We start from the raw sequence: 16,282 nt of genomic DNA on the forward strand, positions 1-16,282 counted from the left end.
CGCGCTACCCGAGCAACCGACGGTGTTCGACCTTGATGCACTTGTCCTGAACGACGCGGAGGCCCGCGTCTTCGGCCTTCGCCGCCGCCTCGTCGTCGCGGATGCCCAGTTGCGTCCAGACGGCCTTCACGTCGTCCCGGTCGATTGCCTCGTCGACGATGCCCGCGACTTCCTCGCTCGGCCGGAACACGTCGACGACGTCCACTCGTTCTTCGACCTCTGAGAGGGAGTCGTAGGCCTCGCGTCCGAGTACCTCGTCGGCGTACGGGTTCACCGGGACGACGGTGTAGCCGTGCTCCTGGAGGTACTTCGGCACGTCGTGGGCGTCCTTCCCCGGCGTACTCGAACAGCCGACGACGGCGACGTTCTCGTAGTCGAGGACTTCGCGGAGTTCTTCGTCACTCTCTATCGGCATAGGTGAACCGAGGCGGCGACGCACAAAAAGTTACGCGGGGGCTCGGACCGCGAGGGCGACCCGGCCGACGACGAACGCGGCCGCGGCGAGAAACATGCCGTACTTCAGGAGCGACTGGCCGGCGGCGGGGTCGTCGAACGAGCGGCGGGCGGCGTAGAGCATCACCACGTCGGCGGGCGCGACGGCGACGAGGTAGGCGAGACCGAACGTCCCCCAGAGGTAGGGGAGCGGACTCGCGAGGACGGCGACGACGAGGACGACGGCACCAACCCAGAGCGCCCGTCGTTCGCCGACGGCGATGGGGAGCGTGTTCAGCCCCTCTTCACGGTCGCCCTCGACGTCCTCGACGTCCTTGACGACCTCGCGGGTGAACGTCGAGAGCGCGGCGAGGACGAAGAGGACGACGCCCGCCAGCGGGTCTCCGACCGCGGCCGCACCGAAGAGGAACGTGCTCCCGCCGAGGTAGGCGACGACGGCGTTCCCCGCACCGGGGAGTCCCTTGAAGACGGTCGTGTACGTCACGAGTGCGAGGAGGTTCACGACGGCGATGGCGATGGCGAGCAGCGGGAGGAACGCCACGACGGAGACGACGGCGCCCGCGAATAGCACGACGCTGAAGGCGAGTGCGCCGCGCGGGGAGGCGTCACCCCGCGGGATGGGACGCTCGGGGTTGTTGATGCGGTCGATATCGCGGTCGAAGTAGTCGTTGATGGCGTTGCCCGCCCCCGTCGCGAACCAGGTCGCGACGACGGCGGCCGCGGCCTGCACGGGTTCGGCGAGTAAGCCACCGGCGACGAACGCGCCGATGGCGGTGAGGACGCCCGCGGCGACGGTGTTCACCGGGCGGGTGAGTTCGACGTAGGCCCGGAGACTGCTGGTCATACCTTCCCTACGCGAGTCCGGTGATAAAAAGGGGCCGTCTCCGACGAATCAGGGAGTTTAAAGCAGTGGTCACCATAGGGGGTAGTGCGGGCGCTTAGCTCAGCTTGGACAGAGCACTTGGCTTCGGACCAAGATGCCGCGGGTTCAAATCCTGCAGCGCCCATCGTTCTCCGTCACACTTCGACGCCGACCGTCCCGAGGTTCTCGAATCCGACGTAACCTGATTCAGTTGCACTCCTCGGTCTTCGGACGCACACGTACCCGTACAGAGTTACCTCCAGACACAGATTTATACACTCCTGCATCGACCTACCGGACGAGTCGGAGAGGTGGCCTCCTGGCCGACTCACGCAGTGCCGCTGGCGCCGCGTTCGGCGGCGGCCAGTTGGCGGTTCACCTACGCCTGTTCTTCGTACAGTTCCACGAGTTCTTGGTAGCGGGTCCGGATCGTGATCTCGCTGACCTGCGCGACCTCGCCGACGGCCTGCTGCGTGCGGGACTCGTTGGTCATCCGGGCGGCGGCGTAGACCGCGGCGGCGGCGAGGCTCACCGGCGACTTCCCGCTGTGGAAGTTGGCGGCGGTCGCGGCGTTGAGGAGGTCGACGGCGAGTCGTTCGGTCTCCGAGGAGAGGTCGAGGTCCGAACAGAAGCGCTTCGTGTACGCACGCGGGTCCGCCGGTTCGATTTCGAGGCCGAGTTGGCGGGCGACCCGTCGGTAGGAGCGCTGGATCCGCTTCCGGTCGACCCGGCTGACCGTCTCCAGTTCGTCGAGGCTCCGGGGGATGTGTTGTTGGCGGGCCGCGCCGTAGAGACTGGCCGAGGCCATCGACTCGATGGAGTGGCCCTTGATGAGGTTGGCCTCCAGCGCCCGCCGGTAGATGGTGCTGGCGACCTCGCGGGTCGACTCCGGCAGTCCGAGCGCGGCGGCCATCCGCTCGATCTCGCCGAGGGCGTGGCGGAGGTTTCGGTCGGCGGCGTCGCGGGTCTGGAACCGGCGGTTCCACTTCCGGAGTCGACGGAGTTGCTCGCGCTGGCGTCCGGTGATGGCGTTCCCGCTCGCGTCGGCGTCTCGCCACCCGATGGTCGTGCTCAGTCCGCGGTCGTGGACCCGCTGGGTGAGCGGTGCGCCGACCCGTCCTTTCCCCTCGTCCTCCTCGAAGGAGCGCCACTCGGGACCGTGGTCGACCCGGTCTGCGTCGACGACGAGACCACACTCCGTACAGGCGACTTCGGCCCGGCCGTCGTCGCGAGCGAGCGCGCCGCCGCACTCGGGACAGGCGTCGGTAGTGTCGACGGTACTCGCCGTTTCAGCGCGGAGAGGCTCTGATGACATGGTTTCGGGTGGTCGTTACCAGATGAGTTGGAGTACAGGGTAAAATAGCCGGAGCGTGATTCTCACGAACTGGGAACGAGCCGGAACACCACTGCGTCCGCCGTTCTCGTCAGGAGGCGGTACTGTCCTCGTCGTACTGCTGCTCTTCCGTCGAATTGGTGGAGTCGCCCGACGTCGAATCCGAGGAGGAACCACCGGACGTCGAACTCGTCGAACTCGTCGAGTCAGGTTCGTCGTCGGGGTTCTTTGGGCCGCCCCAGGAGTCGCCGTCGTCGGGTTTCTGCTCGACGATGGTGCCGCCCTTCCCGACGCCGACGCTGGGTTGACCGAGAACCACGCCCAGAATCGTCTTCGACTTGCTCCACTCGACGTTCTGCCAGTCGCTCTCGCCCATCCGGTAGACGATGTTGCCGCTCCCGCCGGCGGCGATCATCTCGTCGCCGTCGACGTCGAGCGTCTCGACCGTGAAGTTCCCCACGTTGAACGGGGTCCACACCTTGAAGTCCGGCGTGACGTAGACCCGGCCGTTCCCACCGCCGACGAGGATGCGCCCGCCGTCGGCGGCCGCGGCGTAGAAACTGTTGCTCGCGTCGTCGATACCGACGCGCTCCCACCCCTCGTCGGACGTCGTCTGCCAGACGTTCGCGTTGCTGTCGACGCCGTATCCGACGCCCTGCTGTGACGAGCAGAGAGCGTTCAGCGCGCTGTCGCCCGCCGGTTGGGAGATGTGCGACCAGTCCATAGTCACGCCGTCCGACTTCATCTCGCCCGGGAGGACGTTCCCGCTGTCGTCTGCGAGCAGGAGTTTCTCGGTGCTGCGCTTGCCCGAGACCGTCAGCGACGTGATAGTCGCGTCCATCCCCTTCGGCTCGGAGAAGTCGCGACGCTCGTGTTTCTCGAGGTCGTAGTAGCCGAGCGCGCCGTTCCCGCCGGCGAACCAGACTCGCTTGCCGTCGTCGGTCGCGGCGACCGTGTACAGGGAATTCTCGGCGGCGGCCGGTCCGTTCTCGATGACGACACCCCACCCCTCCGTCTCGGAGCGGCCGATGACGTATCCCTTGTTACCGACGGCACACGGTCCGTTCGCCGTCGAGGTGACTGCCCGGAGCGTGACGTCTACCGGGGACTTCACTGTCTCCCACGTGCCCGTTTCCGCCTCCGAATCGAAACTCCACGAAGTCATAGTTAATTGTAAGGAGACTCACGAAGATAAAAACAGGGGCCGATACTTCTGGAAAAAACTGCGTCGTCAGGAGGACGTCTGCTCGTCGTTCTTCGAGTCGTCCGTGGTCGAGTCACCCGACGTCGAGTCGCCGGAGGTACTGTCCCCGGACGACGAGCCGCTCTTGGACGGTTCCTGCTTCTCGGGGTCGTCGTCGGAGCCGTCCCAGAGTTCGCCGCGGCCCTCGTAGAGGTCCGTGTCCTGGGCGCTCTTCTTGGTCGGCCGGGTCATGATGGTGCCGCTCTTCCCGACGGCGATGTCGGGGTAGCCGAGCGCGAGGTCGTAGATGGTCGCGCTCGTCGGCGTGTGAATCTTCTCCCAGCGGTGGCCGCTCATCTGCCGCTGGTAGACGGTACCGCTGTCGCCGACGACGACGAGTTGGCCCTTGAGCAGGTCGACGGCGCGGAGGGCGTCGTTCGCGACGCCGATGGGCGTCCAGGAGTGGTAGGAGTCGTCGTAGCGGTAGAGGCGGCCGTCGCCCGCAGCGACGTACACCCGACCGTTCGGTCCGGCGTAGATGTCGAAGAACCGGACCTGGGCGTTGACGATGCCGATGTCCTCCCATCCTTCTTCTCTCGTCGTCCGGTACGCGTTCCCGGACTGGTCGATGGCGTAGCCGATGCCCTCGGAGGTCGAGGCGAGCGCGGTGATGGTCGCCCCACTACCGGGCTTGCTGACGACGCCCCAGTCGACGTCGAAGCCGTCGATGGAGACCGGGAGGACCTCACCGGAACCGTTGGCGATGAGGATCTTCTCGGAGCCAGCGGGACCAGCGACGGTCAGCCCCTCCCACGTCGACGTCATCTCCCGCGGGTAGGAGTAGTCGTACTTCCGGCGCTCCTTCACGTCGTAGCAGCCGAGCGCACCGGAGGACCCACAGAACCACAGTCGCTTCCCGTCGTCGGTCACGGCGAGCGAGGTGAGCCGGTTGTCGCGGGTCGCGGGACCGTCGTTGAAGACGACGTTCCACTGTTCGTCGCTGTCACGGTTCGCGATGAGCGTCCCACCGTCGCCGATAGCGTAGGGTCCCTCGGACGTCTGCGCGACGTCGTAGATGGTGCTCTGAATCGGAACTTCCTCGACGAGGTGCCACTCGGGCCGGTCCGCGTCGGAGCCAAGTTGCCACATTACACCCAATATTTATCGCTTGAAACAGATAAATGTAGTCCCCACCATAGTGAAATCAATTCTCCGAGTCGGATTCACCACCGAACCCGCGGGCGAGTCGGGAGATGCCGCCCGCCGCGAGGAGCAACACGACGAGGTTGAACACGGCTTCGAAGAGCGGTTGGTAGGCGTCGGCGACCCAGAGGGCGATGATCGACTGGAGACTCGTGTAGAGGCTGAACGTCGCGACCAGTGCGACGAGACCGAGACCGGCGACGGCCGCCCAGCGGAGGACGTGTCGCGCCCTCAAGTCGACCGCCAGCGCCCGTTCGTCGGACTCGGTGGCGTCGACAGACTCGACTGCGTCGGTCTGTTCGTCGCTCACGCCGACCACCTCCGGGTGAAGATGACGACCCCGGCGAGCGCGACCACCGCGGCGGGGACGCCGAATCCGGGGGAAGCACCCGACGCCGTCCTGGTCCGTTCGGGTTCACCGGCCGTCTCTCTCTCCGAGGACTGCTCGAAGTCCGAGACCGACAGTTCGACCTCCTCGCGAGTCTGGTTCTGCGGGACGGTCTCCGTCGGGTCGAGCTTCGCGGTCGAACGGGCGACGCCGACGATGACGCCGTCCTTCCACAGCACCGCGTCGAGGTAGTAGTTGTACTCGCTCGGCACTTCGAGCGTCGTCGAGGGGCTCACAGTGCGGCCCGGCCGAATCGCCCCGACGTCGACCGTGGCGCGGTCGGCGACGATGTTCGAGTCGGCCTGTCGCGCGACGAACGCCACCCGCAGGTCGCCCGAGCGGTTCCCCGTGTTCGTCAGGTAGGCGTGGACGTCGAGTGTGGTCCGGTTGTTCGCCGCCGAGTCGATACTGAAGGCGACCGGTGGCAGTCCGACCCGCCCGAAGTCGTGGAACTGCACCGGACTCCGAGCGTATTCGGGCGTCAGTGCACTGAGTCCGCTGACGGTCTTGCGGCCGACCGAGACCCGACTCCCGTTCCGGTAGAGGATCGCGTCGATTCGGTAGCCCCCGCTCCGTTCGACGGTGAGCGACCCGTTGATGGCCAACTCCTCGTCCGCACTCACGTTCCCGACGTCGATGGGCGTCCGCGCGGTGACGAAGCCAGTCTCGGAGTCGACGGCACGGAGGAGGAGGGTGACGTTCTCGGCGGTGCCGCCCCGGTGGCGGACGTAGCTCCGCACGGAGAGCGTCGCCGTCTCGCCCGAGACCTGTGCGGGCGAGATGGTCATCTCGCGGAAGTCGAGGTGACTCGGTCGATCCGGTTCGGTGCGCGGCGAGACGGTGGCGCCGGGGACCAACACGGCGGCGAGTACCGCGCCACAGACGAGCGCGACGACGGCACCCGCGAGGAGTCGCTCGCGGTTCATGTTCGGTGGTCGAAAGGACGGAGTAAATGCTTTCTGCTAACACGGACCGTACTCAGAACGCGCCGAGCGAACTCTGCCGGTCGGCCGTCGCGTCGTCGGTGAGTTCGTAACCCACGAGGTCGCGCATGTCCACGGCGTAGGTGGTGCCGCCACGGTCGAGACAGAGGACGCGCCCCTTCGTCCCGCGAATCTTGCCCGTCGCGACGGTGTCGGCGACCGGCGCGGCGTCGAGGTCGAGTCCGTAGTCGAACGCGAACGTCTCGATGGGGTCGAAGTCGACGAGGAGTGCCTCCCAGGCCGCCTCGTCGACCCGTCGACCGAAGCCCGAGATCTTGTGTGGGACGCGGACGCGGTCGGGAATCTCCGTGGCGACGTCGGCCTCGATCTCGCGGGCGACGCGTCCGTTCGAGACGGTTCGGAGGTGGGCCGCCCGGTCGGCACCCTGCTCGCGAAGGCGGGTGTCGAGACGCCACTCGCGGGTGACGCCGACCTTGAACGTGTCCGGCGCGAACGCCGCGAGGTAGATGGCGTGGTCCTCGTAGCAGTCCATCTCGTCCTTCAGGCAGTCGCCGGTACAGCGGGCACACACCCACGTCGAGGCGTGCTGGACGCAGTAGGGGGCGTCGTCACGGTCACAGGCGTAGTGGGTGTTGCCGTCGACCGCGCCCGCGCAGTGGCGAGCGCCGAGGCCGTAGTCCAGGCGGGTGCCGGGGTCCAGCGGCTCGGCGTGGACGCGTCCGTCCGTGGCGAGGTAGAGGGCGGCCGACCCGTCGCCGGCGGCGGTCTCGTAGCCCACGACTTGCACGCGTCGGGGTAGACGCTACCCGAGTAAAGCCGTACCGTCTCGCCGGACGACGACCGAGTCCGCCTCAGGCGTCGACCAGCGAGGACTTCCGCCGGAAGCGGAGGGTGTAGAGCTTCTTCTCCAGCAGGTCGTAGAAGGAGTTCCCGTTGCGAATCCACTCCAGGTCGCGGTCGTCGACGACGACGATGGCGATGTCCTCGTTGCGGAACGCGAGGTCGAGTTCCCCGAGTGCGAACTCGCCGCGCGAGCCACCGGTGACGCCGTCCTGGGCGAAGAAGATGCCGAGGTCGACGTTCGACGTCTGGAGTTTGCCCTTGAAGTCGCGGATCTGCTTCGCGCCGATGGACTTCGACCAGTTCTTACACTCGACCATCACGTAGCGGTTGTACTCCTCGAAGAAGGTGTAGTCGTCTTTTCCCTCGTAGCGGGCGACGACGTCGACCTCCGAGGACTCGCCGTAGACGTTCTGCTCGACGGTCTTCGTCGCCTCGATGCCGTCGAAGAGGAGGGCAGCGAGTTCTTCGAGGGACTCGCCTTTCTCCTGGGTCGAGTCGGGGTCGCGGACCGTCTCGAGGATGCTCTCGTAGTGGTCGAGGTCGAGGGTGAAGTGCTCGGTGTTGATGATGCGGTCCTCGGGCGGTTCGTACTCGACGATCGGCTCGTCGGGGAGCGACTGCGGCGGGTGCAGTTGCTCGGCGATGCCCGAGGTCGTCGCCTCGTCGAGGTCGTTCAGGTCGACGACGCGCTGTTCGCCCTCGCCGTCGTGCTGGACGACGAGTTCGTTCTGGTCGATGAGGACGACGTACTCGGCGCCGGAGACCTGCCCGTAGTCCCGCATCATCTCGCGAGTCTTCTCGGAGATGTGTTCCTCCTCGTAGTCGGCTTCGAGGAGGAGGTAGGGCCGCTTGCTCGGTCGCCGGGAGACCTCCGCGTCCGGGAGGAGGTCGTACTGTGGCTCGATGGCCACCTGGAAGTGGAGGTTCGACTCGTCGTACCCCAGCAGTCGGACGAGTTCGGGAACGACCTCCTTTTCGAACTCCTCGGGGCTGTCGAAGGTCCGTTCGGGGAGCGTCGAGAGGAACTCGTGGAGGGTGTCGGCCATGGTCTATCTATTATTACGTACTCTACTCATACGTAAATAATTATCTGCCGACCGGACACACCGGTTGTGGGCTATCAGACGGCGTCGAATTTCGGGGGCGCACGGGCCGGCGACACCGTCGATTTCGCTCCCGGCCCGCGTCCGCGTTCAGCGCACGCTCACTCTGGTCTCGTCTTTCGGGATGACCCCTCGCACGAACCGTTATGTACGGTCGTTCGTTTATAACGGGTATGTGCGGTCGATACGCCCTGTTCTCGCCGGCGGACGTCCGAGAGCGCTACGGCGTCGTCGACGGTGAGGCCACCGTCACGTACAACGCGGCGCCGAGTCAGTCACTCCCGGTCGTCGCCTCGGCGGACCCCGAGGCGTTCACGAGCATGGAGTGGGGACTGGTCCCTCCGTGGGCCGACGACGACTCGGACGCGTTCGTCAACGCCCGCGGCGAGACCCTCCGCGAGAAGCGGAGCTTCCGCGACGCCTACGAGCGGCGGCGGTGTGTCGTCCCCGCCGACGGCTTCTACGAGTGGCACGACGGGACGCCCTACTACTTCGAGCGCGCGGACGGCCGCCCGTTCGTGATGGCCGGCGTGTGGGAACCTCACACTCCCGAGACGACGCAGACTGGTCTCGGTGAGTTCGCGAGCGCCGGCGACGGACCCAACCGAACGGCCGAGACGCGCCGGACGTTCGCCGTCGTCACGGCGGAAGCGACCGGCGCCGTCGCCGACTACCACCACCGCGCGTCCGTGATTCTCGACCCCGACGAGGCGACCCGGTGGCTGACCGCCGACGACCCGGCGGACTTGCTCGACCCGTCTCTCCCGGACCTGTCGGTGCGGCGGGTGTCGACGGCGGTCGACGACCCGACCGTGGACCGACCGGACCTCGTCGACCCGGTCTAGGAACTCTCGTCCGTCCGCCGAATCGTCTCGGCAGTCTCCTCGTCCACGGAGACGAGGTGACACACCGGGTGACCGGGTTGGGCGATGGGGTTCTGGAGGAGACCCGCGACGACGCCGCGGAAGGGGGCAGTGACCTCGTGCTCCTCGGTGGCGAAGTGGTCGTGGACAGTACAGATGGAGTCGCCGCCGTCGACGACGTCCCCGACGCCGACGTGTAACTCGACGAGTCCGCCCTCGTCGGAGCGCACCCACGTCTTCTGGCTGGCGTCGGCGACGACCCCCCACTCGCGTTCGACGCGCTCGCCGTCGTACATCCCGAGGTCGGTCATCACGCTCTCGATACCCGCGAGCGCGCGCTCGATGTACCGCTCCTGGAAGCGGTGGGCCTCGCCCATCTCGACGGTGATGACGGGCGTGCCGCGGGCGGTGGAGGCGGTCCGGAGGGAATTCTCCTCCTCGCCGACGCCCGCGAGGACGAGGTTCGCGCCGAACGCGTCGGCGAGGCGGGCGACCTCGTCGTGTTGTGCGACCTGGCCGCGGACGTGGAACGTCGTCGTCCTCCCGCGCGTCGACGTGTGGAGGTCGATGCCGTAGTCGCAGTGCGTGAGCACGCCCGAGTAAACGGCGTTCGCGATGCGGTGGGCGGGCGTCGAGCGCTCCTTGCCGGGGAACGAGCGGTTGAGGTCCTGGTCGTACAGCGGGAGGTAGCGCTGCTGGGCGAGGTAGGCGGGGACGTTCACGACGTGGAGACAGACGAGCGTCCCGGCGAGGTCGGCCGGTCCGTAGCGGTCGACGAGGTCGTGGACGACCTTCACGCCGTTCAACTCGTCGCCGTGGACCGCCGCCGAGCAGAAGAGGACGGGCCCCAGTTCCTCGCCGTTGACGACCGTGATCGGAATCTCGACGTCGCCGCCGACGAACGTCTCACTGACCGCGAGCGTCGTGTGCTGGACCGTTCCGGGTTCGACGGTCCCGCCGGCGTACGTGAACGAGTGTGTACTCATACCGGCGACAGGTAGGCGGTGGGCATGAAGGCAGCGGGCGGCGTCGCTATCGTGGGTGACGGGACGTGAGAACTCGCTAGTACAGCGCCGGTGGGCCGCCTTTCGGCGGCCGGGAGCGCTGTCAGAGGCACAGCCGGTGTCGAAACACCAGCGTCCGAAGTAACGCGTTCACACACCATTAATTCACCCGTCGAACGAAAACTCGCCACTCGGGCAATTGTTAAAGGTGTTTCCCTCTATTATATATTGTTCTCTTCACTGGATTTATATAATTGCCACTAGCATCGCCAGGGGATGGAATCGCGGGACGCAGAGGAGGTGGTGGAGATGTTGGCCAGACGGAGCGAGATCCTCCGCACGGCCCGTGACGGGCCGAGACCGAAGCGAGCGCTCGTCGAGGACCACGACGTCTCCCGTTCGACCGTCGACCGCGCGGTCCGCGAGCTCGAATCGGCGGGGTTCCTCGAACGTCGAGACGGGGACGTCTCCCTGACGCTCTCGGGTCGCCTCGCACTCGACGGCTACGAGGAACTCGTCGACGCGCTCACCGGGTTGAACGAAGCGGAGCCGATACTGGAGACGCTCCCGGCGGACACGTCGTTCTGCGTCGAGTTGCTCCGCGGGGCGACGGTCGTCGAGAGCGAACCACACGCACCGCACCGTCCCGTCTCGGTCCTCGACGACATCCTGCAGCAGTCCACGACCGTCCTGTCCTACTCCACGATGGTCGTTCCGGAACTCGTCGAACGTTACCGCGACGTCGCGCTCGGCGGCGACTGCTCCCTGGAGGTCGTCGCGAACCCGCCCGTCGTCGACACACTCGTCACCGACTACGCCGAACCGCTCGACGAGGCGATCCAGTCGGGGAACGTCGAACTCTACGAAACCGCCAACGAGGGACCACGGTACAGTTTCCTCGTCGCCGACCGCGGGGGGGACGACTGGGTCGGCGCCACCCTCCACGGCGAGCGCGGCATCACCGGCGTCCTGGAGAACGACCGGGACGAGGCGGTCGAGTGGTTGCTCGACCGCTACGAGGCGCTCCGAAGTGACGCCGAGCGCCTCGCGTGAGCGTCCACCGTGATCGACGGCCACAACCATCTTCTCGGCACCGTGACTAGTCTGCGACGTGATGACCCGAGACCGTGAGCGACTGGTGAATCGAGCGGCGACTGTCCCCGTCGGACGCGTGGACGCGGAGGTGGTGGCCTGATGGCGGTCACCGGCACCGCGGCCGTCGTCCTCCTGCTGGGTCGGCTCCTGTTCGGCGGCGTGCTGGCGTTCATGGGACTGAACCACTTCATGCAGACCGAACAGCTGTCGGAGTACGCCGAGTACAAGGGCGTGCCCGCACCGAAGCTCTCGGTGCTCGCCTCCGGCGCTGTCCTCGTACTCGGCGGACTCGGCATCGTCCTCGGGGTGTTCCCGACCCTCGCGGGCATCGTCGTCGCCGCGGCCCTCGTCGTGATGGCCGTGACGATGCACGACTTCTGGGCCGTCCCCGAGGAGCAAAAACAGGACGAGATGACCGGCTTCCTGAAGAACACGGTCATCGCGGGCGGCGCGCTCGCCATCGCGGCACTCGGCTGGCAGAACTGGGCCTACGCCGTCGACGTCGGTCTCTTCTGAAGCGGGCTGTCTACGGCCCGCTACCCGTCGCTCGCTCCCGCGCGCTACTGACTGAGCGTCTCGCCGTCGTAGGTCCGCTCGACGCGGTACTCGACGTCGGTGAGTCGCGTCCCGGACCAGACGCCCAGGACCACCTCGCTCTCGTCGTCGACGTCGAGCGGGGCGACGGTCTGCGTCTCGCCCGTGCGGACGACCGGGTGGAGTTCGTCGTGGACGCGTTCGCCGTCGACGGCGACGGCCACCCGCGCGTCGATGGCGGGACCGGCACCCACGTTGCTGACGGTCAGTTCGTCCTCGCGGGGTTCGAGGACGAGTTCGGGTGCGGCCTCGGCCCGTCGCGAGCGTCGCTGTTCGACGTTGCCCCAGATGAGCGTCACCGCGTAGAGCAGCGTCGCGAGCACGACGTAGAGCGCGAAGATGAGCTTCGTGCGGTCGGTGTCGAACGACCCGGTGAGGTACGCGACGAACGTGAGCGCGACCAGCAGTCCGAGGAAGACGACGCCTGCCGAGAGGAGGAACGACCGACCGGCGAGTCGACGGAGGCGGTCCCGGTAGTCGAGGAGACCGACCTCCGACTCGCCGCTCGACGACCAGTCGAAGGGGAGTGAAGACGACATACACGTGGGTAGGGGACGGGGCCGGGTAATTTCCGTGGTCCGCGGGCGACTACCGGGGGGTCGGGGACCGAGTTCGCCGTAACGTCCTTACGGTCTCCGGTCGCCGCCCCGAACGTGATCACCGTCTCGGGGCTCCGGAAGACCTACGGCGACGTGGTCGCCGTCCGCGGCGTCGACCTCGACGTGCGCGACGGCGAGGTGTTCGGTCTCGTCGGCCCGAACGGCGCCGGCAAGACGACGACCCTCAAGACCATCTGCGGACTCGTCGAACCGACCGCGGGCGACGTCCGGGTCGCGGGCTACGACGCCACGGACCCGGCGATGCGCCACCACCTCGGCTTCCTCCCCGAGGAGTCGCCCCTCTACGAGGAGATGACACCGCGCTCGTACCTACGGTTCTTCGCCGACCTCTACGACGTCCCCCGCGAGACGGCCGACGGGCGCATCGCCGCCGCGCTCGACCGCCTCGACCTCGACGTGCGCGACCGGCCCGTCGGCGACTTCTCGAAGGGGATGAAACGGAAGGTGGCCATCGCCCGCTCGCTCGTCAACGACCCCGACGTCCTCGTCTACGACGAACCCGCCTCCGGTCTCGACCCCGTGACGACGAAGACGGTGGTCGACTTCACCCGCGAACTCGCCGCCGAAGGCAAGACCGTCCTCTTCAGCGCCCACGACCTCTACCACGTCGAAGCCGTCTGCGACCGCATCGCCGTGATGCACGACGGCCGCGTCGCGGCGAAGGGCACCCTCGACGACATCCGCGGCGAGTACGGGTCGGTCGAGTACCGGGTCGCCCTCACCCGCCAACTCGACGGCGCCGAGTCGGTCGGCGACCACTACGAACTCACGGTGGAGTCGATGGACAAGGTCGAAGCGCTCCGCGAACGCGTCCAGGGGGTGGGCGGCGAGGTGGTCGACATCCGCACCCGCGAGTCCTCGCTCGAAGACCTCTTCCTCGCCATCACGGGCGAGTCGAAGCGCGCGGCGGAAGAACGGACGCGCGTCGAGCGCGGCGAGCACGAACTGGAGGGCTGACCCGTGGACGCGAAGAAGACCCTGCGAATCGCCCGCTGGGAGGTGTCGAAGGGCCGGGCTGCCGTCGACCGCCGCACCGCCGTCGCACTCGTCGTCGTCCTGCTCCTGCTCGGCGGCCTCGCGCCCGCACTCGCCGCGAACCCGCCGACCCCTGGCGAGGGTATCTACCGGGTTGGTGTCGACGAGTCGAGTCCGTACTACGAACCCGTCCAGCGCAACGACCGACTGCGCGCCGTCGACCCCGATTCGGGGATGGTGGCCGCCGGCGAGGCCGAGGTGCTGATTCGCGACGGGGCGTTCCGCGTCGCCGACACCCGGAAGGGGCAGGCCGCCCTCGCCGAACTCCGTGACGCTGTCACCGCCTACAACGACTACCTCATGAGACAGGAACCCGACCAGGCCGCGGCGTTCCCCGTCGTCGTGGACCTGCGCTACGTCTCGCAGACCGAGGTGGTCCGGGTCGGTGCCCCCGGCGGTGGCGGTCCGACGACGACCACGCCCGCGGACCGGACGACCGAACCCGGCGGGACGGCCACGCCGACCACGACGCCGAGCGGTGACGGAGACGGTGCGGGCAGCGGGTTCGGCGGCTTCCCGTCGCTCCCCGGCGGGGCGTTCGGTGGCACCCAGTCCGGGACCCCCGGCGAACTCACGCCGCCGTTCCCGCTCGGGTCGCTCGTCCTCGCGTTCGCCTTCCTCCTGCCGATGAACGTCGTCATCCAGGCCTACGGGTCGACCGTCATCGGCGAGCGCATCAACCGCCGCGGCGAACCGCTCCTCGTCGCGCCCGTCTCGCCGGCCGACATCGTCGTCGGGAAGACACTCCCCTACTTCCTCGGCGCTGCCGTCGTGACCGCCGTCATCGCCGCGGCCGTCGGCGGCGGCGTCGTCACCGTCGCGGCCGTCCTCCCCATCGCCGCGCTCTTCCTCGCGACGACGTTCGTCGGGGCGCTCCTCGCGCGCTCCTACAAGGAACTCACCTTCGTCACGGTCGCCGTCTCCGTCGGTCTCACTGCCTACGCCTTCGTCCCCGCGGTGTTCACAGAGGTCCACCCCATCGCCGCCATCTCGCCGCTCTCGCTCGTCGTCCAGGACCTCCAGGGCCAGCCCGTCGGCGCGGGCGAGTTCGTCTTCTCGACGCTCCCCGCGACACTCGCCGCCGCGGTGTGTTTCGCCCTCGGAATCGGCATCTACCGCGAGGAGGACCTCTTCACCCAGCGTCCCATCCCGGCGAAACTCGGCGACGCGCTCGCCGCGCCCCTCTCGCGCCCGCGGGACGTCGCCCTGTGGACGGTCCTGTTCATCCCGTTCGTCCTCGTCGCCGAGTTGTTCACCCTCGCCCTGCTGTTCGTCCTGCCGACGAGCATCTCGGTGCCGGTCCTCCTCGTGGCCATCGCGCTGGTCGAGGAGGTGGCCAAGAGTATCCACGTCCGCGCGGCGTTCGCCCGCGGCGTGTTCGAGCGTTCGACCCGTACCGGACTCCTCGTCGGCGCGCTCGCGGGCGCCGGCTTCTTCGTCGGCGAGAAACTCCTACTCGTCGTCCAGTTGGTGGGCCTGCCCGAACTCGTCCTCGGCCGCGCGACGCTCGCGACCGTCGGGGCGGCCGGGATGCCCCTCTGGATGCTCGTCGCCCCTCTCGCGCTCCACGTCGGCACGGCCGCCCTGAGCGCCGTCGGCGCGAGTCGCGACGAGACGTCCTACCTCGTCGCCCTCGCCGGTGCCGTCGTCGTCCACGTCGCGTACAACCTCACGGTGGTGACTTCCGTTGCGTAGACTCACCCTCACCCGCCGCGAACTCTGGTCGCTCCGCGTCGAGAAGACCATCGTCCTCGCCCTGCTCATCCAGTTGTTCGTCGCCGCCTTCTCCTCGTTCCTAGTGGTGGGACTCGTCTCCATGTACAGTCCCGGCGCCACGCAGGGAGCCTACACCGTCGAGGTGGGCGTCGCCGGCAACGCCACCGACGAACTCGCGCCGGTCGTCGCCGAGGGTGACGCGCGGCGAGTGACCCGCTACGCCGACCGCGAGGCCGCGACCCGCGCCTTCGAACGCGGGCAGGTCGACGCGCTGTTGCTCGCCACGGAACGTCCGAACGGGCGGGTGGTCGTCGACGCGGTGGCGCCGGAGGGGAGCTTCCGGACGACGCTCGTGGTCGTCCAACTGAAGGACGCACTCGCGGACTTCGAGCGCCAGCGTCGCGCGGAACTCTCCCACCGTCTCGAACGGCAGCCCCTCGACCTCCCGCCCGAGGCCCCCGCGAACCCCTACTTCGGGTTCACCTACACGGTGCTCGTACCCCTGCTCGCGTTCCTCCCGGCGTTCATCAGTGGCTCCATCGCCGCCGACTCGCTGGCCGAGGAACGGGAGCGAAACACCCTCGACCTGCTGCGGGTGACGCCCCTCTCGCTCCCCGAAATCGTCGACGGGAAGTCGCTCGCCTTCGTCGCCATCGCGCCCGCCCAGGCCGCCCTCTGGTTCGCCTTCCTCTGGGCGAACGGGACGCCGGTCCACAACCCGCTGCTCGTCCTCGTCCTCGTCGCCGCGGTGACGACGGTGCTGGTGGGGGCCGGCCAGGCGCTCGCGCTCCGCGTGCCCAACCGCCGGGAGTCCCAACTCCTCTACTCGTTCGGCGCGTTGCTCGTCTTCGGCGGGGCGTCGCTCCTCCCCGAACCGCCGCAGAACGCGGTCGCGAAACTCGCGGTCGGAAGCCCCTCGACGTCGACCTACGCGGTCGTCGCGGGGAGCGTCGTCCTCGCGGCCGGGGCGTACGCGTTCGCCCGGCGGGCGGCCCGAAAGGTGGAGTGAGGAGGTACGAACGGACGAGTCCCGAGCCGAGTCG

General features: G+C 67.9%; 17 protein-coding genes and 1 tRNA gene. 7 read left to right on the forward strand and 11 right to left on the reverse strand.

The genetic code is table 11. From position 1 onward, the window contains the following. Positions 1-4: 4 nt before the first annotated feature. Entirely contained in the window at positions 5-415 is a 411-nt protein-coding gene (locus P0Y33_RS08510; RefSeq protein WP_279526984.1) for a CoA-binding protein, read from the reverse strand. Between the two features lie 30 nt (positions 416-445). Further along, positions 446-1,297 carry a geranylgeranylglycerol-phosphate geranylgeranyltransferase gene (locus P0Y33_RS08515; RefSeq protein ID WP_279526985.1) on the reverse strand — a complete coding sequence of 284 codons (852 nt, stop codon included), beginning with the start codon at positions 1,295-1,297 and terminating at the stop codon, positions 446-448. 88 nt (positions 1,298-1,385) lie between these two features. Here P0Y33_RS08515 and P0Y33_RS08520 point away from each other — a divergent pair. Continuing rightward, positions 1,386-1,460, forward strand: a tRNA-Arg gene (locus P0Y33_RS08520). A gap of 234 nt (positions 1,461-1,694) precedes the next feature. Here P0Y33_RS08520 and P0Y33_RS08525 read toward each other — a convergent pair. The 7 genes from P0Y33_RS08525 to P0Y33_RS08555 all read right to left on the reverse strand — a co-directional run bounded on the left by P0Y33_RS08525 (position 1,695) and on the right by P0Y33_RS08555 (position 8,255). Beyond that, positions 1,695-2,630, reverse strand: coding sequence for a transcription initiation factor IIB (locus P0Y33_RS08525; protein WP_279526986.1), 936 nt, complete (start codon positions 2,628-2,630; stop codon positions 1,695-1,697). Positions 2,631-2,739: 109 nt separating this feature from the next. Continuing rightward, positions 2,740-3,813 carry a hypothetical protein gene (locus P0Y33_RS08530; protein ID WP_279526987.1) on the reverse strand — a complete coding sequence of 358 codons (1,074 nt, stop codon included), beginning with the start codon at positions 3,811-3,813 and terminating at the stop codon, positions 2,740-2,742. A gap of 66 nt (positions 3,814-3,879) precedes the next feature. Further along, positions 3,880-4,980 carry a sialidase family protein gene (locus P0Y33_RS08535; RefSeq protein ID WP_279526988.1) on the reverse strand — a complete coding sequence of 367 codons (1,101 nt, stop codon included), beginning with the start codon at positions 4,978-4,980 and terminating at the stop codon, positions 3,880-3,882. A gap of 55 nt (positions 4,981-5,035) precedes the next feature. Then, a complete protein-coding gene (locus P0Y33_RS08540; RefSeq protein WP_279526989.1) occupies positions 5,036-5,344 on the reverse strand; it encodes a hypothetical protein in 309 nt (102 codons plus the stop codon). Further along, the gene (locus tag P0Y33_RS08545) at positions 5,341-6,348 is read right to left on the reverse strand and encodes a DUF7490 domain-containing protein (protein ID WP_279526990.1); all 1,008 of its coding nucleotides are present in this window, start codon (positions 6,346-6,348) and stop codon (positions 5,341-5,343) included. The genes P0Y33_RS08540 and P0Y33_RS08545 overlap by 4 nt, the downstream gene beginning before the upstream one ends. Positions 6,349-6,400: 52 nt before the next feature. Next, complete coding sequence (locus tag P0Y33_RS08550; RefSeq protein WP_279526991.1) at positions 6,401-7,153, reverse strand: DUF2797 domain-containing protein; 753 nt, start codon at positions 7,151-7,153, stop codon at positions 6,401-6,403. A gap of 64 nt (positions 7,154-7,217) precedes the next feature. Beyond that, on the reverse strand, positions 7,218-8,255 hold the full coding sequence (locus P0Y33_RS08555) for a restriction endonuclease (protein WP_279526992.1): 1,038 nt from the start codon (positions 8,253-8,255) through the stop codon (positions 7,218-7,220). Between the two features lie 230 nt (positions 8,256-8,485). Here P0Y33_RS08555 and P0Y33_RS08560 point away from each other — a divergent pair, with 230 nt between their 5' ends. Further along, positions 8,486-9,157: an SOS response-associated peptidase gene (locus tag P0Y33_RS08560; protein ID WP_279526993.1), complete on the forward strand. Its 672-nt coding sequence runs from the start codon at positions 8,486-8,488 to the stop codon at positions 9,155-9,157. Here P0Y33_RS08560 and P0Y33_RS08565 read toward each other — a convergent pair. Next, on the reverse strand, positions 9,154-10,161 hold the full coding sequence (locus P0Y33_RS08565; RefSeq protein ID WP_279526994.1) for a succinylglutamate desuccinylase/aspartoacylase family protein: 1,008 nt from the start codon (positions 10,159-10,161) through the stop codon (positions 9,154-9,156). The genes P0Y33_RS08560 and P0Y33_RS08565 overlap by 4 nt on opposite strands. A gap of 294 nt (positions 10,162-10,455) precedes the next feature. Here P0Y33_RS08565 and P0Y33_RS08570 point away from each other — a divergent pair, with 294 nt between their 5' ends. Together P0Y33_RS08570 and P0Y33_RS08575 are read left to right on the forward strand one after the other, a co-directional pair. Then, on the forward strand, positions 10,456-11,232 hold the full coding sequence (locus P0Y33_RS08570) for a helix-turn-helix transcriptional regulator (RefSeq protein WP_279526995.1): 777 nt from the start codon (positions 10,456-10,458) through the stop codon (positions 11,230-11,232). A gap of 141 nt (positions 11,233-11,373) precedes the next feature. Next, positions 11,374-11,790 (forward strand): DoxX family membrane protein, encoded by a 417-nt coding sequence (locus P0Y33_RS08575; RefSeq protein ID WP_279526996.1) that lies wholly within the window; start codon positions 11,374-11,376, stop codon positions 11,788-11,790. 44 nt (positions 11,791-11,834) lie between these two features. On the opposite strand, the gene P0Y33_RS08580 is transcribed toward P0Y33_RS08575, so the two are convergent. Next, on the reverse strand, positions 11,835-12,407 hold the full coding sequence (locus tag P0Y33_RS08580) for a hypothetical protein (RefSeq protein WP_279526997.1): 573 nt from the start codon (positions 12,405-12,407) through the stop codon (positions 11,835-11,837). A 114-nt stretch (positions 12,408-12,521) separates the two neighbouring features. Here P0Y33_RS08580 and P0Y33_RS08585 point away from each other — a divergent pair, with 114 nt between their 5' ends. The 3 genes from P0Y33_RS08585 to P0Y33_RS08595 are packed head-to-tail and all read left to right on the forward strand — an operon-like array spanning position 12,522 to position 16,248. Beyond that, positions 12,522-13,445 (forward strand): ABC transporter ATP-binding protein, encoded by a 924-nt coding sequence (locus tag P0Y33_RS08585; protein ID WP_279526998.1) that lies wholly within the window; start codon positions 12,522-12,524, stop codon positions 13,443-13,445. A 3-nt stretch (positions 13,446-13,448) separates the two neighbouring features. Then, positions 13,449-15,218 carry an ABC transporter permease family protein gene (locus tag P0Y33_RS08590; protein ID WP_279526999.1) on the forward strand — a complete coding sequence of 590 codons (1,770 nt, stop codon included), beginning with the start codon at positions 13,449-13,451 and terminating at the stop codon, positions 15,216-15,218. After that, complete coding sequence (locus P0Y33_RS08595) at positions 15,211-16,248, forward strand: ABC transporter permease (protein ID WP_279527000.1); 1,038 nt, start codon at positions 15,211-15,213, stop codon at positions 16,246-16,248. Before P0Y33_RS08590 ends, P0Y33_RS08595 begins: the two co-directional genes overlap by 8 nt. The last annotated feature ends 34 nt before the right edge of the window (positions 16,249-16,282 follow it).

Source organism: Halospeciosus flavus (assembly GCF_029814175.1).
GTDB lineage: Archaea > Halobacteriota > Halobacteria > Halobacteriales > Halobacteriaceae > Halospeciosus > Halospeciosus flavus.

Excerpts from the sequence above, each read along its gene's own strand:
- P0Y33_RS08510 (WP_279526984.1), bottom strand. The coding sequence starts at position 415 with ATGCCGATAGAGAGTGACGAAGAACTCCGCGAAGTCCTCGACTACGAG.
- P0Y33_RS08515 (WP_279526985.1), bottom strand. The coding sequence starts at position 1,297 with ATGACCAGCAGTCTCCGGGCCTACGTCGAACTCACCCGCCCGGTGAAC.
- P0Y33_RS08525 (WP_279526986.1), bottom strand. The coding sequence starts at position 2,630 with ATGTCATCAGAGCCTCTCCGCGCTGAAACGGCGAGTACCGTCGACACT.
- P0Y33_RS08530 (WP_279526987.1), bottom strand. The coding sequence starts at position 3,813 with ATGACTTCGTGGAGTTTCGATTCGGAGGCGGAAACGGGCACGTGGGAG.
- P0Y33_RS08535 (WP_279526988.1), bottom strand. The coding sequence starts at position 4,980 with ATGTGGCAACTTGGCTCCGACGCGGACCGGCCCGAGTGGCACCTCGTC.
- P0Y33_RS08545 (WP_279526990.1), bottom strand. The coding sequence starts at position 6,348 with ATGAACCGCGAGCGACTCCTCGCGGGTGCCGTCGTCGCGCTCGTCTGT.
- P0Y33_RS08555 (WP_279526992.1), bottom strand. The coding sequence starts at position 8,255 with ATGGCCGACACCCTCCACGAGTTCCTCTCGACGCTCCCCGAACGGACC.
- P0Y33_RS08560 (WP_279526993.1), top strand. The coding sequence starts at position 8,486 with ATGTGCGGTCGATACGCCCTGTTCTCGCCGGCGGACGTCCGAGAGCGC.
- P0Y33_RS08565 (WP_279526994.1), bottom strand. The coding sequence starts at position 10,161 with ATGAGTACACACTCGTTCACGTACGCCGGCGGGACCGTCGAACCCGGA.
- P0Y33_RS08570 (WP_279526995.1), top strand. The coding sequence starts at position 10,456 with ATGGAATCGCGGGACGCAGAGGAGGTGGTGGAGATGTTGGCCAGACGG.
- P0Y33_RS08575 (WP_279526996.1), top strand. The coding sequence starts at position 11,374 with ATGGCGGTCACCGGCACCGCGGCCGTCGTCCTCCTGCTGGGTCGGCTC.
- P0Y33_RS08580 (WP_279526997.1), bottom strand. The coding sequence starts at position 12,407 with ATGTCGTCTTCACTCCCCTTCGACTGGTCGTCGAGCGGCGAGTCGGAG.